At 47.3% G+C, this 17795-nt stretch carries 14 protein-coding genes and 1 rRNA gene; 3 read left to right on the plus strand and 12 right to left on the minus strand.

The features are described from left to right. Both V4C51_RS05390 and argF read right to left on the minus strand, forming a co-directional pair. Positions 1-82 (minus strand): 16S ribosomal RNA (locus V4C51_RS05390); the annotation flags it as partial. Between the two features lie 1083 nt (positions 83-1165). After that, positions 1166-2167 (minus strand): ornithine carbamoyltransferase, encoded by a 1002-nt coding sequence (argF, locus tag V4C51_RS05395; RefSeq protein ID WP_476577891.1) that lies wholly within the window; start codon positions 2165-2167, stop codon positions 1166-1168. 698 nt (positions 2168-2865) lie between these two features. Between argF and V4C51_RS05400 the strand changes: the two genes are divergently transcribed. After that, positions 2866-3330: a hypothetical protein gene (locus tag V4C51_RS05400; protein WP_330925112.1), complete on the plus strand. Its 465-nt coding sequence runs from the start codon at positions 2866-2868 to the stop codon at positions 3328-3330. Here the strand turns inward: V4C51_RS05400 and V4C51_RS05405 are convergent. From V4C51_RS05405 to V4C51_RS05420, 4 genes are all read right to left on the minus strand, one after another. Beyond that, positions 3313-3936, minus strand: coding sequence for an ATP-binding cassette domain-containing protein (locus tag V4C51_RS05405; RefSeq protein WP_330925113.1), 624 nt, complete (start codon positions 3934-3936; stop codon positions 3313-3315). The two genes, V4C51_RS05400 and V4C51_RS05405, sit on opposite strands and share 18 nt — an antisense overlap. Further along, positions 3933-5624 carry an ABC transporter permease gene (locus tag V4C51_RS05410; RefSeq protein WP_330925114.1) on the minus strand — a complete coding sequence of 564 codons (1692 nt, stop codon included), beginning with the start codon at positions 5622-5624 and terminating at the stop codon, positions 3933-3935. Before V4C51_RS05410 ends, V4C51_RS05405 begins: the two co-directional genes overlap by 4 nt. A 6-nt stretch (positions 5625-5630) precedes the next feature. Then, a complete protein-coding gene (locus tag V4C51_RS05415) occupies positions 5631-6875 on the minus strand; it encodes an ABC transporter substrate-binding protein (protein ID WP_330925115.1) in 1245 nt (414 codons plus the stop codon). A 322-nt stretch (positions 6876-7197) separates the two neighbouring features. Further along, positions 7198-8463, minus strand: coding sequence for a hypothetical protein (locus V4C51_RS05420; RefSeq protein ID WP_330925116.1), 1266 nt, complete (start codon positions 8461-8463; stop codon positions 7198-7200). A gap of 643 nt (positions 8464-9106) precedes the next feature. Between V4C51_RS05420 and V4C51_RS05425 the strand changes: the two genes are divergently transcribed. Further along, the gene (locus V4C51_RS05425; RefSeq protein ID WP_330925117.1) at positions 9107-9823 is read left to right on the plus strand and encodes a hypothetical protein; all 717 of its coding nucleotides are present in this window, start codon (positions 9107-9109) and stop codon (positions 9821-9823) included. A 105-nt stretch (positions 9824-9928) separates the two neighbouring features. Next, positions 9929-10633, plus strand: a complete 705-nt coding sequence (locus V4C51_RS05430; RefSeq protein ID WP_330925118.1) for a hypothetical protein — start codon at positions 9929-9931, stop codon at positions 10631-10633. A 109-nt stretch (positions 10634-10742) separates the two neighbouring features. On the opposite strand, the gene V4C51_RS05435 is transcribed toward V4C51_RS05430, so the two are convergent. The 6 genes from V4C51_RS05435 to hutC all read right to left on the minus strand — a co-directional run bounded on the left by V4C51_RS05435 (position 10743) and on the right by hutC (position 17668). After that, entirely contained in the window at positions 10743-11276 is a 534-nt protein-coding gene (locus V4C51_RS05435; protein WP_330925119.1) for a hypothetical protein, read from the minus strand. Between the two features lie 114 nt (positions 11277-11390). After that, complete coding sequence (gene hutH / locus V4C51_RS05440; RefSeq protein WP_330925120.1) at positions 11391-12923, minus strand: histidine ammonia-lyase; 1533 nt, start codon at positions 12921-12923, stop codon at positions 11391-11393. Continuing rightward, positions 12917-14626 (minus strand): urocanate hydratase, encoded by a 1710-nt coding sequence (gene hutU / locus V4C51_RS05445; protein ID WP_330925121.1) that lies wholly within the window; start codon positions 14624-14626, stop codon positions 12917-12919. The genes hutH and hutU overlap by 7 nt, the downstream gene beginning before the upstream one ends. A 24-nt stretch (positions 14627-14650) precedes the next feature. Then, on the minus strand, positions 14651-15679 hold the full coding sequence (gene hutG / locus V4C51_RS05450; RefSeq protein ID WP_330925122.1) for a formimidoylglutamase: 1029 nt from the start codon (positions 15677-15679) through the stop codon (positions 14651-14653). Beyond that, positions 15672-16883 (minus strand): imidazolonepropionase, encoded by a 1212-nt coding sequence (gene hutI / locus V4C51_RS05455; RefSeq protein WP_420797635.1) that lies wholly within the window; start codon positions 16881-16883, stop codon positions 15672-15674. Before hutI ends, hutG begins: the two co-directional genes overlap by 8 nt. 74 nt (positions 16884-16957) lie before the next feature. Continuing rightward, complete coding sequence (hutC, locus tag V4C51_RS05460) at positions 16958-17668, minus strand: histidine utilization repressor (RefSeq protein ID WP_330925123.1); 711 nt, start codon at positions 17666-17668, stop codon at positions 16958-16960. Between the last annotated feature and the right edge of the window lie 127 nt (positions 17669-17795).

Consider the following 17795-nt stretch of genomic DNA (forward strand, 5'->3'; position numbering starts at 1 on the left):
GCACTTCCTGTTACCGCTCGACTTGCATGTGTTAGGCCTGCCGCCAGCGTTCAATCTGAGCCATGATCAAACTCTTCAGTTTAAATCGTTTGCTTTCTGCCCGAAGACAGTCAGCCGCTCAATCGTACAATTAAACGTCACATTGAATTAACGCGCTGATTCTTTTTACGGAATCAGGCGCTGAATTAACGAGTATGTTCACTTGCTTGATCAGCATGTTAAATCATTTCAAAGCGCTCTTTATAGAATAAAGAACAACCTTGATGACTGATGCCATCTCACAAGCGCCCACACGAATTATCTGATACTTTGTTAAAGAACTCAGCTAACCAGAGGGTTAACTGGCTGACGACGTGTTTACTTCGCCAGTAAAGGTCATTCATGATACTCTGACCCGTTTCGTTGTCAAGCGTTCTTTTTCGTGGCAACCATCAAGTGATGACGCTCAAAAAAAAGCCGCTGACCCCCTGACCCGTTGAGTCAGTGGAGGCGCATTCTACCGATTCAGTGGTTTCTGTCAACCCGCGTTTTGACGTGGGAGAGAAAATAACCGAAGGCGTGCCGCCCAAGCTGGAGACGCATTATAGGGCGATGGTATAGTAACGCAACCACGTAGTTTTACCTATCCACTGTGTCGTTGAATGAATATTTAGAAGCAGTCTTAAAAGTCTGCCCGTAGCGAGGACTGCGAGAAATGGAGGATAAAAAGTCGCTTTTGTGAGGAGAATAGCGGGACTATTTGACGAACGAAAGCGACTTTTTAGGCCCATTTATCGTAGCCGCAGTAGGAGCATGACTTTTAAGACTGCTTCTTAGAGCAACACCCTATTCATTCTTGCCCTATGCCATATTTACCAGGAGCCTGTCGGACTTGTGCTTTCGAGCATAAAATTCAGTAGGGCGAGTCAGAATTTTCGATCAATTTGTGCGAATTCATCTCAGCAGATAATGTCTTTTGACCAGTCTTTAAGAAACCCAGCTTAGACTCTGTTCACAACAGATCATGAACAGCTTCTTAGAGAAAAAGGAGAAATGGCAATGATTGAGAAACACTACAGCTGGCCTCGCATAAATGTTTAATATCTCAAACCTCTTTGTTAAACCGCTATATACCCTTTTCGGGATACTCACATGTACCCCGAAGGATAGCTGCATTTAATCCACTTTAATAATCTTCCAATATCGCCAACATCATTGCTTTGATGGAATGCATCCGATTTTCAGCCTGGTCAAAAACAATTGAGCGCCTTGATTCAAATACATCCTCTGTGACTTCCAGCCCTTTCATACCATACTTTTCAGCAACCTCTTTGCCAATCGGCGTTTCATCATTATGGAAAGCAGGCAGGCAGTGCATAAATTTAACGGCTGGATTTCCGGTTTTCTCAATCATTATTCTATTCACCTGATAAGGCTTCATGATGGTAACACGCTCATCCCAGGCGCTGGCACGCTCCCCCATAGACACCCAGACATCCGTATAAAGGAAATCAACGGCTTTAACGCCCTCATCCACCTGCTCAGTCAGCGTGATTTTTGCGCCTGTCTTTCCAGCAATTTCACGACATTGTTCAACCATAGTTTCGTCTGGCCAGAATGATTTTGGCCCAACCAGCCGTATATCCATCCCCATTACAGCAGCGCCACCGAGCAAAGAGTTCCCCATATTATTTCGGGCATCCCCGAGGTACGCCAGAGAAAGCTGATCCAATGAACGCCCCTGCCCGTGCTCTAGCATGGTCATAAAATCAGCCAATATCTGGGTAGGGTGCCACTCGTCAGTCAAACCGTTCCACACAGGTACACCGGAGAACTCCCCCAGCTCCTCCACCGTTTTCTGTGAAAAGCCGCGAAACACAATGCCATCATACATCCTTCCCAATACCTTGGCGGTATCCTTGACAGTTTCCTTTACCCCCATTTGCGAACCATTGCTGATATACGTGACATTAGCCCCCTGATCAAAAGCAGCCACTTCAAAGGCACAACGAGTCCGCGTCGAGGGCTTTTCAAAAATCAAGGCAATATTTTTATTTTTCAGGCGCTGGGTTTCATAACCATTGTATTTCGCTTTTTTCAGCTCCGTCGCCATCTCAAGCACGTGGGCAATTTCACGGGGGCTAAAATCAAACAGCCTTAAAAAGTTACGATTACGAAGATTAAACACTACAATCACCTACCTTATCCAAGTACTTTTGTGCAAACAGATCCTGAGAATTATTAGAATAAAGAACGACAGTCTGAACAATAACACGAATCGACGGCTCTGCAAGGATATAAGTGCGAGACGAAACATCTACGGGCCAGAAGTTAAAAAGTACTCAGATATGAAGCGATGTTAATAACAAAGTATTCTATTGAGCATCTTAACTCTAGGTATATAACCTTCGTCGCACATGTAAGACATCAGCTCATTAGTGAAGGAGCTTAAAACTCACCTCATGTGCCATCAAGCTCGGATTGTATCTCTTGCTCAGTTATATTTGCTTTGATCAAAGCCCGTTCCTGTAACCCTTACCGGGGAGCAGAGCAAATCGATGGAAGAATCCAGCTATCGGCGAATAAAACGCTTTTTCTCAGGCTATACATACCCCAAGGAACGACTTGGAAGGCTCATTCTTCAATGGCCTGGCAAGGGACATATTGTTGATAGCTGTTGTGAACCTTGGAATAAATTGTATGAAGAAACAGGTCGATTGACCAGCTTACGCTCTTGAAAATGGGTAGTTATGCTGCAGTTAGAAAAAGATTGGTATTAATTGCGCCTAGAAGCCTGTGTGTCAGTTATTCTGGCAGTCTTGTTAGACTGTTCAGGACCACGCCACGGTATAACTAGTCACATAATCATACTGATGGGGTAGAGCCATGAAAAGACATGGGGATTTACTGCAAAAAGCAGCAGCGCTGATACATCAACTCAATCAGAGCGCAAAAAAACAGCAGGCAAGTATTCTGATTAATGAAGCTTTAGCCCTTAGTCACACACATAGCGATCAGATTGAACGCTTATGCCATACCATTGCCAGCGGCGTCAGTTCACCATTTCCCCGCTCTCAGCAGCAATTAACCGGTGCAGTTATAAGCCTTAAAAAGGCTCTGAGGAAAATAAGCCTCGCAGAGCTGATAAGCAGAAGCCCTGAGGCAAAGCCCCTGCCTGTTGACGGACTTCGAACCCAAATCAAGCCTGTTGACGCACTTGATACACTGTTGTCACAACCCTTGTTACAACAAGCGCTTCCCCATCTTTGGCAAGCTACCCGTTATATGCACGAAAAAGATCAACGGGATGTGTTGGCTATATTAAACCTGAAGCTACAAACGCATCATTAACGACCTGTCAGGTACATCATCAGTGTCGTGTGTAACCATAACAGTAGGGATCTCCCTGCTGTAAACCTGGTCAAACACGAACTGCCTGAACTCAGCCTTTAATTCTTTATCCAGTTTTGAAAAGGGTTCATCCAGTAATACAGCCTCAGGTTCAGATAACAAGGTTCTCATGACACTGACGCGCCCTCGCTGACCACCTGAGAGCGTGGCAGGATTCTGGTTTTCAAAACCCGCCATACCACAGTCGTTGAGCGCCTTGATCACCATGGCTTTGCGCTCTTTTGCGCGAAACCGCTCCGGTATACCAAACGCCAGGTTTTCTCCCACTGTCATATGGGGAAAAAGCAAATGATCCTGAAATTGTATGCCAATACAACGCTTATGGGGTGCCTGATGGGTAATATCACATCCGTTGAGCAGCACGCAGCCCGATGCAGTGAAGGCAGTATCCAGTGTGCCCGTAATCAGGCTCAACAGTGAAGACTTTCCACAACCACTTTGTCCCATAATACTGAAAACCTGCCCACCAGCTACATCAAAACTGACTGACTGAAACAGCACATTCCCCTCTACAGACAGGGTTATATCCTTAATGTTGAGCGTCACAGCGTTAACCTTTTTCTGAAGGTTCTTAATGACCTGTTACCCGATATCAGGGCCAATCCGTAAACAAGCATGGGCAGCAACATTTGCATAACGCCATAGACGCCCATATATTGCCGACTGCCTCCTGCTGCCAGGGCGACAGCTTCTGTGGTGATGGTTGATATCCGGCCAGCTCCGGAAAAGATCGTAGGCAAGTACTGGGCAATACTGACGGCAAATCCGAGGGCGAAACTGGTCACCAGCGGGCGCCACAAAAGCGGCAACTTAATCGCTATAAACGTTTTATACCGCGAGCGGGACAGTAACCGACCTTGCAGACTATACCTTTGATCGTAAGACTGCCAGGGACCTGACAAACTTAAGTAACAATAAGGCAGCACAAACAGTACATGCGCACCGACGACAGCCATCAGCTGTCCATCCCATCGGACACTGAGCAGCAGTACCTGAATACCGAATAAAAAACTCATCTGTGGTAATAGCATGGGAATATACATCAACCGTTCTATACCAAGGCGTACACGGTGGGAGTGTTTTGCTGTTATCTCAAGGATCAACACTGTTGCGACAACAGACAGCAGTGCACAGAGGAATCCCGTGACCAGAGAGTAGTACAATGGCTCTGATAGAGAAGGCCACGCCCTTTGCCAGCTCAGCAGGGTAAGATCCTCTGGCCACAGTGCAGGAAAGCGCCAGCGCCAGGTAAACGACCAGATCACCAACGCACCACAGGCACCTGAAACAGTGATTAATAACCATCGCCAGAGTACCTTCGACAACCATTGTATAGAAATGTGTCGGCTCCCTCGTCTTCCCCGGCTTAACCAGCGTCGTCCGACATGGGCAACCGCATGCTCAACAACTACCATCCCCGCCATTGCCAGGATGACGATTCCCCCTAGCAGCAAACCACCCGCGCAAGCCAGTAGCCGCTTGTCTACATCGGCATCTTTCAGCCATTCCAGCAGCTGAACAGAAAAGACTGGCGGATTCATAGGACCGATAAACAGGGCAATATCCACAACCGACAGTGAAAAGGCCAGCACCGCATAAACCGGCAGCCTGACCATGGCGTAAAGCCCGGGCCACAGCAGTTTTACCCATACCATCCAAGGGGTATAACCCAGACTTTGCCCCACCGCCAAAAATGCTTTTACCGGCAAACGCTCCAACGCAGCGATTAATAAAACGATCAAAAAAGGCGTTTCTTTCAGAATCAGCACAGCAATAAGACTCAGCCCCAAAGGATCCTGCACAGTTTGCCAGTCAGGGGGGTATTGCCAATCAGCAACAGGCGCTAACAACCGCCCAAGCAAGCCACTGGGCATAATGAGAAAGGACACACCAAAGGCGAGAGCAACATGGGGTATCGCCAGCATGGGGGACAACCAGCGGGTAATGCCGCTCCACCACCGACTGCCCCAGAGCGCGCTCACAATAGCCAGCGCCGCACCGAGTGAGCACAGTGTCGAGACAACGCCCACCCAAAGGGATAACCCCAGCATTGACCACAAATCAGGGCTATCAAACAACTGTCGCCAGATAGATAAACTGAAACGGTTATACCCCAACGGGGGAAAGTAGCCAAAGGCCATCATTCCCACGTAAGCGACGCCTGCCATTATGGGTAAGAAAAACACTCCCAGCAGACCTGTTAATAACGCGGTAGAAAAAGGACGAGAGACCATAGCCTGTTATCGGTACCGCTCGACCCAGGCTTTTTCCAACGCCTCTACCCATGACACGTGGGGTTCTGGTAATACGCTGCCTAACTGCTGAGCTGTCAAGGTTGCCTGACCTTTTGCTAGTGCGTTGAAGCGCTGCCTGTCTTGTTCAGACAGCCGACTCATGGTCAGTACGGTGGGGTCGCCCCATACCCTTGGGTCTGCTTTTCTGGCCTGGGCCCTGGGTGACATCAGAAAATTAATCGCCACCTTAGCCGCTGCCTTGGCAGAACTGTTATAGGGAATCGCCAGGAAATGAGTATTGCCCAACACGCCTCCTTTATGCACATAAGTTCTCACTGATGGAGCTAACTCACCCTTTTCCATAGCCGCACTGGCATACAATGGGTTAAACGTCATGGACAGCAGGATTTCGCCATCATCCAGCATCGGTGTCATTGATAAATGATTTCTGGGAAATAGCTTGCCTTCCCGCCATAACAAAGGGTGCAGTTGATCCAGGTAATCCCAGAGGGGCTTGGTAACAGTACTAAACTGACCAGGCTTTATCGGCTTTTGTAAAACAGCGGGATGCGTAGCAAGTTCAGTCAGAAGCTGTTTTAAAAACGTTGTGCCAATAAAATCAGGTGGTGAAGGGTACGTTACCCGCCCTGGATACATTTTGGCAAATGCCAGCAGGTCGAGGGCGCTTTTCGGAGGCGACTTCACACGAGCGCTATCGTACATAAAGACCAGTTGCGCCATTCCCCAGGGGGCTTCCATCCCATCAACAGGCTCACCAAAATCAACGAATGCCGTTGGCTTTTCCACAGGGTCAATATATTTCATGGAAGGTAACTCAAGGGTAAACGGCCCAGACAAAAGCCCGTTTTTTTTCATTGCCCGAAAGTTTTCACCATTGATCCAGACCAGATCAACGCTACCTTCTGTATCTCGACCTATGCTTTTCTCTGACAATAAACGACTAATCACAGTAGAAGTATCATCAATTTTGACCAGCTTTAGATCAATGTCGTATTGCTGCTTCAACTCATCGCTGGCCCAGCGTATATAGCTGTTGATCCGCTCATCCCCTCCCCAGGCATTAAAGTAAACCGTCTGCCCCGTGGCTTCTTGCTGTACTCTCTCCCAAGGGGAGGGAACAGCATTGTTCGATACAGAAGCAGCAAATACTCCGTTACTTGTCAGCCCAAAAAACATCAATAAAAAAAATGGCAGGGTTTTTCGAAGTCGTCGCCCCCGTGGTTTTTGCATGGTTATATACTCCATTATTACCGGCTAAAGGCTCTTTGAATATTGACCGCTTGTCAACACTTCAGTGAAAGCTCGTAATGGGGTCAGGCAGCTAAAAACCACACCTGTAAAGAACCCGGTAATGCCCCTTTGCCAGGCATTCCGGGGTAGGAGCCTGTCCGAGAATAGACTACCCTACTGCGGTTGCGATAAATTGGTCTAAAAATTCCTGCTTCTTCGTCAAATAGCCCCACTATTATCCTCAGAAGCAGAAATTTTTATCCTCAATTTCTCGTAATCCTCGCTACGGGCGCTATTCTCGGTCAGGCTCCTAGGCAAACATTCAAGGAAGCCCAAGTATAGCGGACAGTCTCTTTTTGGGAGTTTTGCGATCCTTTTTTGGTAAGGGTAAAGTGGCCGGAGTTTTTACAGGGCTGGGGGCGTTTCTGGCATTATTCACATGCAATAGCTGGATTAGCTCTCTCTTGTAATTAAGACTGAAGTCGCATTGGTCTTCAGGCCAGGCTTCTGATTGCATTGCAGTACACATCATGCTGTCAGCAAGAAAAGTATAACCAAAAGTATTGAGCTTTTCTTCTCTCTCAGAAAGCAATCTATCATAGGGCAGGCTATACCTTCCTACCGATGTATACAGCATTATGTTGTCATTATCACCCTCTATTTTTTTTGCGAAACTGAATAAACACAGGGAAGGATTTTTTTCTGATTCAACCGCTTCTCTGATGGTATCATTTACCTCGTGAATAAATGTCCTGTCAAAGGGCATGCAATAATCCAGTTCACTGAGCATGTCTGTAGCAGATGATAAAACATTGATTTTATCTTTTTCCTCTGAGAATACACGAAGGAAGGTGGGTATCTTCGACAGGACAACAATAACAGGGTGGCCTGATGCCTGACTGTCTTTCTGCATGAGTGATACTTCCTTTATAAACGCTTTTATCTTACCAATCACAGTTTCTTTATCATTTTCTTCATCATTACTTTGTTTATAGTTTGGTTGATTGTGCATGAACATCAGTAGCTTGTGCACTGCTTTAATAATAACTGGCCTGGACACTATTATCTCACCTTTTTCATCGTAAGATATCTTACCTTCTTCATCGTAAGAATAACGGTAATTTCTATAATAAAAACTATAGAAAGGATTTTCAGTCAGTTGACTGTATGAAAGTCTGAAATCATCAAAATCTTCAGGCGTTTTAAAAACATTACCCTTACCACCAAAAACCAACCAAAACATCACGCAAGGAGGCAGCAGTAAAATAGAAGTTTTTTCTGTTTCACGCGCTTTTTTAAAGGCTTTACTTAACTGGTCATATAAGTAGACTTTCGATAATATATACGAAAAAAAATCCATCATATTATCAGGTGCAAAACAGGTGATCTTATAAGGGAACAGCAATTTAGAGTCAAAATAGCTGAACATCCCATTGTCTGGAAATTTTTCTTGCCCCACCCCCGCATAGTTTTTTTTAGAAAAACATTCAATCCCTCGCGCATGACTTCCACCAACAATAAGAATGTTATTAGAAGAAGCATTCAGGGAAAACAACAGCAAAATTTTGAATAATAGTTTCACTTTCATAGGCATCTCATCTTTTCACGATTCATATACAGTTTTGTACAATTAAACCTGTGTATTATAACTATCAATTTATCATATGAGGTAAAATAGAAATCAATAAAACCATCCATAACCGCTAAATAAAACGTCAAAGCTTGTCTATGTACAGTATCGTGTCTATTGTTTCAGGAGTGACCCAAACTAACGTTACTGTTAACCTTGTCTGACAGTATCTCAGTGGCGATTACACCTGGCCGTATTTTTACACCACAATTCTAACCCGGATATTTCATAAACTGCCCTTAGAGCCGCAAGGAGCAAGCAAGGCCAGGAGCATGTTTATGAAATATCCGGGCTAACTCGCCTACTGAATTTTATGCTCAAAAGCATAAGTCCGACAGGCTCCTGAGCATTATTTTACAGAACACCGTCGTTAATCAGTTACTAACGTCCCAAGAGTTATACTATAACTTCATAGAAAGATGAGCGAGCACGCTATAACAAAAACGCCTGAATATGATTTATTTGAGCGCATTATTTGTCTTGATAGTTCATCAGTACAGGTTTTTGAAACCCCGCAAAATCACAGCATGGCTAAAAATAGTCTTCGGTCTACACTTAAGTGACTTAAGTCACTTAAAAGACAAAATAAGGTAGTACGACGATGATTCCCCTCGAAGGAGTATTACCCAATGAAACAAAATTTAAATTCTTGCCCACGCCTGAATTGGCAAAGATTAGAAGAATCATTCCTAAACAATACTTGATACTCCAGTCCGGGAGTATTGGCAGGAATACCTTGTCCTATGTACTCAAGTTGAATAAAGGGGAGGCAGTTGGTTGTATCACCCTTCGCTACTTTACCCCTTACCCCTTGTCCCATGGCAGTGAATTTAAATTTCTTTACCCTGAAACTCGTTATACCGTACTCAATATAGCCATCGATGCCAATTACGGTCAGTTTTTTGTGGAAAACCTGCTGCTTTACATCATCAGTATTAAGCTCCAACTCGTAGGTGTCGCTACACTTTATGTGGATCATCCCGCCCTGTCGGAAATAACTTTCTTCGAGGAGCTAGGATTTATTCGAGATTATCATTCAGACATTATGGATATGGAACCTGAAGACTACTGGAGTAATGAGCCACCACTAATGACAGATGGAGAACATATACATATCAAGGTAAAAACAAACACCCTAATGGCAGCATTTCGAGATCAACAAACGACCTCAGGTGCGGGCAGATCACCTTATAACTGGTATGCTAACAATCCGCTGTTATTAAGGCTTCTCAGAAAAAAAGTAAAGAAATCATTTGAAAAGCTTCCAGATAGTAGGTTCTTACACCATCCTGACCCATTCACTCAGGGTTCAGAGTAGTTCTTAAACAACTACAAGACCTGTTAAAGTCCTGCAAAACAATAATATTGCCAAAAATACTTTTCGGTTTATACTGCCTTTATTTACCATTGAAGAAAGATAACTATGAGATTGATCCCCTTCGAAGAGGTATTACCAAGAGAAACCAGATTTAAAATTCTGCCTACCCGCGCCTTGGCAGAGTCTGATAAAATTATTCCAGAAGATGATCTGGTACTTCAGGCTGACAGTATTGGCAAAAATACATTGTCCTATATACTCTTGCTGACTGGTATTCATGGGGGGGCGAAAGGCTGTATTACTCTTCGGTATTTTACCCCTTACTCCGTGTCTGGTGGTCAAATTAATTTTTCTTCCGAACATCGTTATATCGTATTGAATATAGCTATTGATGTTGATTTCGGTCGCTTTTGTTTGGAAAACCTGTTGCTTTATGTCGTCAGTATCAAGCTCAAATTCGCCGGTGTTTCCACACTTTATGTTGATCATCCCGCTCTGTCGGAAATAACCTTTTTTGAGGAACTGGGATTTGCTCCAGTTTTTTCTTCACACGATACCGATACGGAATACTACTGGAGCAATGAGCCACCACTAGATGCAAATGGAGAGAATATTAAGCTGAAAACAAACAGACTAATGGGAGCATTTCGAGAAAACCAAGCTAGCTTGGGTGTGGGCAGATCACCTTATAACTGGTATATCAACAATATGAAGTTATTCGAAATGCTGCGTGGTAAAGTCAAAAAATCATTCGAAAAGCTTCCAGATAATAGATTCGTAAAATACCCTGATCCATTCGCTCCTCAATAATCCCTGAACAGCAAACATTATTTGAGAAGACCAGCCCATAGCCCTTTGCGTCAACCGACGCCAACTGGACTCCATCGCTTCAGGCTCTTTTATTTTCTCTTAGTTGCCCCTAGGAAGACTCGTCACCGAAAAAATCGAGTAATAACTGCCCGATGTTGTCACCGTAAGAAGCAATCCGAAGAAGTGGAGAAGGACAACCACTGATAGTGGAAGAAACAGGCGTATTGTCAGAAAAACAGAAACACTTTTTGTTCATTGCCAACGCGCTGGCAATTTCAAAACCCGCTCCAGTGGAAGGCAAGGTAAGATCCCAGATACAAAAGCCGGCTGACTTCATCACATCCCGCCCCCAGAGGTGGCAAGCCAGATCATTTTTCAACGTATCACTGTTAGCAATACGAAGGTCAGTCAGACTATCGAGCAGCTCTGGTGAGCAAAGCTTCAGGTATTTATCTGGAATCTCACTGCTTTTAATCGCATTTTCAGAAAAAAGTTCAGCATCCAGAACAACATCGGTAAGACATTGATACCCGTACTTTTCCAAAAACGATGAAATATACGCAGCCCTTTGGACAATCCCTTTAGCTTGCGCCTGCGTTCTACTGGTGACACTTGCACCATAAAATACGGTTGTCGCTGCCATAAACGTCGTTCCACTTTTTACAATTATTAAAACCCGGGCACAGAAACCCAATATCGAACAACATAATAGCGTCAACACCCCCTGCCCGGAAGTCAGGGGCTGACGGAAAAAATGTTAAAGACTTGTCAGTAGCGTATTTGGCATTAAATGATTATGCGCACCGACTTTCAACAGCTCATTCGCTTGCTCAATATCCGGGGCAAAGTAACGGTCTTTGTCGTAAAAGGGAACTTTCTCACGCAGGACTCCGCGCGCCTCTTCCACCCGTTTAGATGATAGATTGGGCGCGCGAAAATCGAGACCCTGTGCTGCCGAAAGGTACTCAATAGCCAGAATACCCCGGGTATTTTCACCCATTTCACCAAGACGGCGAGCAGCAAAAGTGGCCATGGAAACGTGGTCTTCCTGATTAGCGGACGTTGGTAAACTATCCACAGAAGCAGGGTGAGCCAGTGTTTTATTCTCACTGGCCAGCGCCGCTGATGTCACCTGAGCAATCATAAAACCGGAGTTAACGCCACCATTATCCACAAGGAAAGGGGGCAGTTTGCTTAAGGTGCTATCAATCAATAGTGCCGTTCGACGCTCAGACAAACTGCCTATCTCAGCAATGGCCAGTGCCAGGTTATCTGCTGCCATGGCAACGGGTTCCGCATGGAAGTTACCGCCAGAGATAATGTCACTTTTATCGGCAAATACCAGCGGATTATCCGACACCGCATTGGCTTCTACGACCAGCACTTGCGCTGCATTGCGAATTTGCTGCAGGCAGGCGCCCATGATCTGAGGCTGACAACGCAGGGAGTAAGGGTCCTGTACTTTTTCACAGCGCGCGTGAGAGTCACCAATATCACTGCGCTCACCCAGCATATGACGATAGGCCGCAGCCATATCAATCTGTGAACGGTGCCCACGGGCCTGATGAATGCGCTCATCAAAGGGATGACGGCTCCCTAATGCCGCCTCCACAGACATAGCGCCACAAACAATGCCTGAGGCCAACAAATCTTCAGCAATAAACAGCCCTTCTAATGCAAAAGCCGTTGATGCCTGGGTACCATTAAGCAGCGCCAGCCCTTCTTTAGGTGCCAGGGTCATAGGCTCAAGGCCAGCTATTTTCAGCGCCTCCACTCCGGTGATGACGTTACCGTTGTAACGGGCCTGGCCTTCCCCTAACAAAACGGTGCTCATGTGCGCCAGGGGGGCCAGATCACCCGACGCTCCCACAGAGCCTTTTTCAGGGACACAAGGGTATACCCGGGCATTCACCAGAGCCATCAGGGCTTGAATCACGTTCAAACGAAGACCAGAAAACCCCCTTGCCAGACTGTTAATCTTCAGCACCATCATCAGGCGCACCGTTTCATCGGACATTAATTTACCGATACCGGCAGCGTGGGAGAGGACAATACTTTTTTGTAAGGTTTCCAGATCTTTCGGAGCAATCCATGTATTGGCCAGCAGGCCAAATCCGGTATTGATGCCATAAACCGTCCGGCCTTCCTCAATCACCTGGTTAACCACCCGCGTGCTTTTGTCAATAGCCTCCACAGCCTTTGGAGACAGCGACAATCTCACCGGCGACTGACACACCTGGCGCAGTGTTTTAAGACTGAGCTGACCGGGTTCAAGGGTAAGGTTCACCATGGATTGCTTCCTTTGTTATTTGTGCGGCGCTCGTTCAGCATGGGCAGATCGAGCTTCTGGGCGTTGGCACATTCCCTCGCTGAAGCATAGCCCGCATCGGCGTGGCGCATCACGCCTGTGGCCGGGTCATTGTGTAATACCCGGGCAATCCTCTGTGACGCGTCATCGGAACCGTCACAGCAAATCACCATGCCGGCATGTTGCGAAAAGCCCATACCCACGCCCCCGCCATGATGGAGTGATACCCAGGTCGCACCACTGGCGGTATTTAACAAAGCATTCAACAAAGGCCAGTCAGATACCGCATCGGAGCCGTCTATCATCCCTTCGGTTTCACGGTTGGGACTGGCAACAGAACCAGAATCCAGATGATCACGACCAATAACCACAGGTGCCTTGAGCTCACCACTTTTTACCATGGCATTAAATGCCTGGCCCAGGCGTTCGCGGTCTTTTAATCCGACCCAGCAGATACGCGCTGGCAACCCCTGAAACTGAATTCGCTCACGGGCCATATCCAGCCAGTTATGCAAATGGGGGTTATCAGGAATCAGTTCTTTGACTTTTTGATCGGTTTTATAGATATCTTCCGGGTCGCCGGACAATGCTGCCCAACGGAAAGGCCCAATGCCTTCACAAAACAGGGGGCGGATGTAGGCTGGCACAAACCCGGGGAAATCAAACGCATTGTTGACGCCTTCTTCTAAAGCCATTTGTCGTATGTTGTTGCCATAATCTAATGTAGCCGCACCTCTTTCCTGAAACGCGAGCATGGCTTTAACCTGAACCGCCATGGAGCTTTTAGCTGCTTTAACGACTTCTGCTTCCTGGTTTTTTCTTCGCTCTATTGCCCGTGCCATTGACCAGCCCGCGGGTAGATAACCATTGAGCGGGTCATGGGCCGATGTCTGGTCAGTGACAACATCGGGGGTAATCCCCTTTTCTATCAATTCAGGAAATACCTCAGCAGCATTGCCCAGTAAACCAACCGATACCGGGCTGTCAGATGCCTCGATAATCGCCAGCGCTTCATCGAGACTGGCGGCTTTTTGATCCAGATACCCTGTGCGCAAGCGGTAATCAATCCGGGACTGGTCACACTCCACTGCCAGCATGGAGAAACCAGCCATAGTGGCAGCCAGAGGTTGTGCGCCGCCCATACCTCCAAGTCCGCCGGTTAAAATCCAGCGCCCGGTGGCGTCTCCGGCAAAATGTTTTTTTGCCACAGCGACAAAGGTTTCATAAGTGCCCTGGACAATGCCCTGGGAGCCGATGTAAATCCAGCTCCCCGCCGTCATCTGACCGTACATCATCAAACCCTGTTTATCGAGGGCATTGAAGTGTTCCCAATGGGCCCAGTGGGGAACTAAATTAGCGTTGGCAATCAACACACGGGGGGCATTTTTATGGGTAGGAAATACCCCCACGGGTTTGCCCGATTGCACTAACAGTGTCTGGTCGTCTTCGAGGCGCTTTAATACCTCGACAATTTTATCAAAACACGCCCAGTTTCTTGCCGCGCGCCCAATACCGCCGTAAACAACCAAAGCATGGGGGTGTTCAGCAACGTCAGGGTCAAGGTTATTCATTAACATGCGCAGCGGCGCTTCTGTCAGCCACGACTTTGCCTGCCGGGCAGTACCGTGAGGCGCGCGAACGGCGCGTGTTTTGTCGATGCGCTCGTCGGCGTGATTGTCAGTCATAATAAGACTCCCTAAACAGCGGGGTTATTGTTCATTGCTCATGGCGCAGGCAATATCCCAGCAAAGCCGGGCTGCCAGTCGCGCTGTTTGACTGTCTATGTCGTAGAGCGGGTTGTATTCGGTAATGTCGGCCAGTGTCAGTTTCTCCCTGGCTGCCAGGACTTTTTCAAGGAAAGGGGACAAGCGCTCGTAGCTGACGCCCCTTGCCGCTGGCGCACTCACACCCGGTGCCGTGGCGGCCGGGAAAACATCCAGATCAATGGTGAGATAGAGAAAGTCACAAGCATCAATAAACTGGTCAAGCCTGCCCAACTGCTCATCAAGCAGGTTTGGTTTTCCCAGAGCCTTGTCTTCTATGTACCAAACCTTCAACTCATCAGCCCGCTGAAATAGTGCGGCGGTATTGCTTGCCTGGCTAACACCTAAACAAGCGTAGTGAAAAGGCCAGTTATGTGCTTTACAATAATGAGCCACTTGATTAAACGGGGTACCCGAGCTGGGCTTTACCGCTGTGCTGTCACTGTCAAACGTTCGCAGGTCAAAATGCGCGTCAAAATTAACAATACCAATACGTGGTGAGGTCAGGCTGCTGTCATTGACAGGTTTATTGACAGGCTTATCGATATAGCGTACCAGCCCCTGAAATGAAGCCCACGCGGTTTCGTGACCACCGCCAAGGGTAATAACCGGCATATGGGGTAATGCCTGAGCAATGGTATCCGCGCAGAGGGATTGTGCTTGTTCCAGAGCATCGCCCTCACACACCGTATTGCCCAGGTCATACCAGGGTGTTTGGTGATGCCAGGCCATATTGGCCAGGGCCTGGCGAATGCAATCCGGTGCCTGCTTTGCCCCCGTTCGCCCCTTATTTCTGGCAACGCCCGCGTCAGAACAGAAGCCAGCGAGGACAATACCTTTTTCCTTGCCTGCCAGTTCATTGATGGTTAAAGGCCGCACAATATGATGAACACGTGTGCCCATCTCACCGTCCTCACTGTCGTGACGACCCTGCCAGAGAAAGGGTTGATCCGTCACAGGCAATACGTCAGTCATCACATACCTCGCCGTTGACTATGCGTTGACGCAATAGCGGTAAGCCAACCTGATAGCTTAATTCAGTGGGGTCACTGACATTCCAGAGGCATAAATCCGCTGCAAAACCTGGAGCAAGCTGACCACGGATATTATCTTCCCCAAGTGCTTTCGCGGCGTTGACAGTGACGCCCCGTAAGGCTTCTTCAGGCGTTAAGCCAAACAATGTGCAGGCCATATTCATCATTAACCCAATATCTGCAAACGGCGATGTACCCGGATTAAAATCGGTGGCAACGGCCATGGGAACCTTTTGCTCCCGTAGCCATGGTACCGGCGGCTTTTGTGTTTCTTTTAGAAAGTAAAAGGCACCCGGCAACAAAGTGGCAACAGTGTCTGTGCCTGCCAATGCTGTTACACCGGCTTTATCGAGGTACTCCAAATGATCGGCTGACAACCCGTTATAACGTGCTGTCAGCGCTGTACCACCAAGGTTGGATAGTTGCTCGGTATGCCCTTTTACCTTTAAACCGTGGCGAACCGCTGCTTGAAAGACTTTCTCCGTTTGCTCCAGGTGAAAGCCAATGGATTCACAAAATACATCCACGCTGGTCGCCAGCTTTTGTTTTGCCACAGCAGGAATTAATTCCTCACAAACCAGCGTAATATAGTCATCGGCACGGCCATGGTATTCCGGCGGGACCGCGTGGGCTGCCAGCAATGTGGTGGTAATATTGATTGGTCGTTTTGATGCCAGTGCTTTTGCCGCACGCAGCATTTTAAGTTCATCATCCACACTCAGGCCGTAACCTGATTTGATTTCTACACTGGTCACACCTGAGCGAATCAGCCCATCGAGCCTTGGCAATGCCAATTCAACCAATTCAGGTTCACTGGCCTCACGTGTCGCGCGCACCGTCGCAAGAATACCGCCGCCTTGTTGGCTGATTTCCGTATAGGGTACACCCTTGAGACGCTGGTCGAATTCATTGGCACGACTGCCGGCAAAAACGAGATGAGTATGGCAGTCAATCAGGCCCGGCGTTACCAGACGACTGCGGCAGTTTATTACCTCAACAGCCCTTAAATTAGCAAGGCCGCTTTGCTCTGCAATGTGGGTAATTGTACCCCCATTAATAGCGATGAACTGGTTTTCCAGAAGTTGATAACCCGTTGCGCCAGGCTCCATGGTGACAACCCGGGCATTGGTTAGCAGTAATTCCACTTTGCGATCTCCGCGGGGCCTGTTAAATGTCTATACAATTAAAGAGTAAGACGACTCGCAGAGCAAGAAGATTTTTATTCCATCAGAATTTTTGCGCTGAGCTTGTATCTCGTGCCCGGATGGTAAAACAATGCCGCGCTGACCAGCTTACCGTTGCTCCATGTACGGCGCTTGAGCAACAGGCAGGCTTCCTGCTCAGACATAGCCAGTGCAAGACGGACTGTGGTATCTGGCACAATAGCTTCAACGGTATGCTCTATCGCACTTAATGGGCTATTTTCACAAAGGTATTGATTAGGCGTGATGGATGAGAAATCCTGAGAAATATACTCTGGTACATATTCTGCGTTAACCCAGCGCATTTCTAACTGGACAGGGCTGTCGTTTTCATAATGGACAATTTCGCTATAAAAAAGTGAGCTGCCCACCCTGACCTCAAGGTCGGCCGCAACATTTTCATCCGCACCTATCGCCACTTGCCTGATAATCTGACAATGATAGTTCTTCCCTCGCTGGCGAACCTGTTCGGCAATATTTTGGACGCTTAGCAGTGAAGCATCGGCTTTTTCTTCTTTCTTGCAAACGAACGTACCTCTGCGGGGTCTGCGGTATAGACGGCCCTCAGCAACCAGGTCCCGAATGGCCTTATTCGCCGTCATCCGACTCACATTAAACTGCCTGGTCAGTGCCAGTTCAGTGGTGATTTTGTGACCTTCCGGCCATTGACCAGAGTCGATTTTTTGCGTGATATAGTGCTTGATTTGCAGGTAAAGTGGGGCGGGCATAGTGCTGACGACATCAACTGAATTTCCTTATCATTGGGCGATTCTCCACTTTCTGTCAAATCAGGATGCCCCTGAGTTAAGCGTTTATCTCTCAAGGCCACCTGCTTAGGCGCAGTCTAAAAATAAC

The organism is Candidatus Sororendozoicomonas aggregata, assembly GCF_031528575.1.
GTDB classification, from domain to species: domain Bacteria; phylum Pseudomonadota; class Gammaproteobacteria; order Pseudomonadales; family Endozoicomonadaceae; genus Endonucleibacter; species Endonucleibacter aggregata.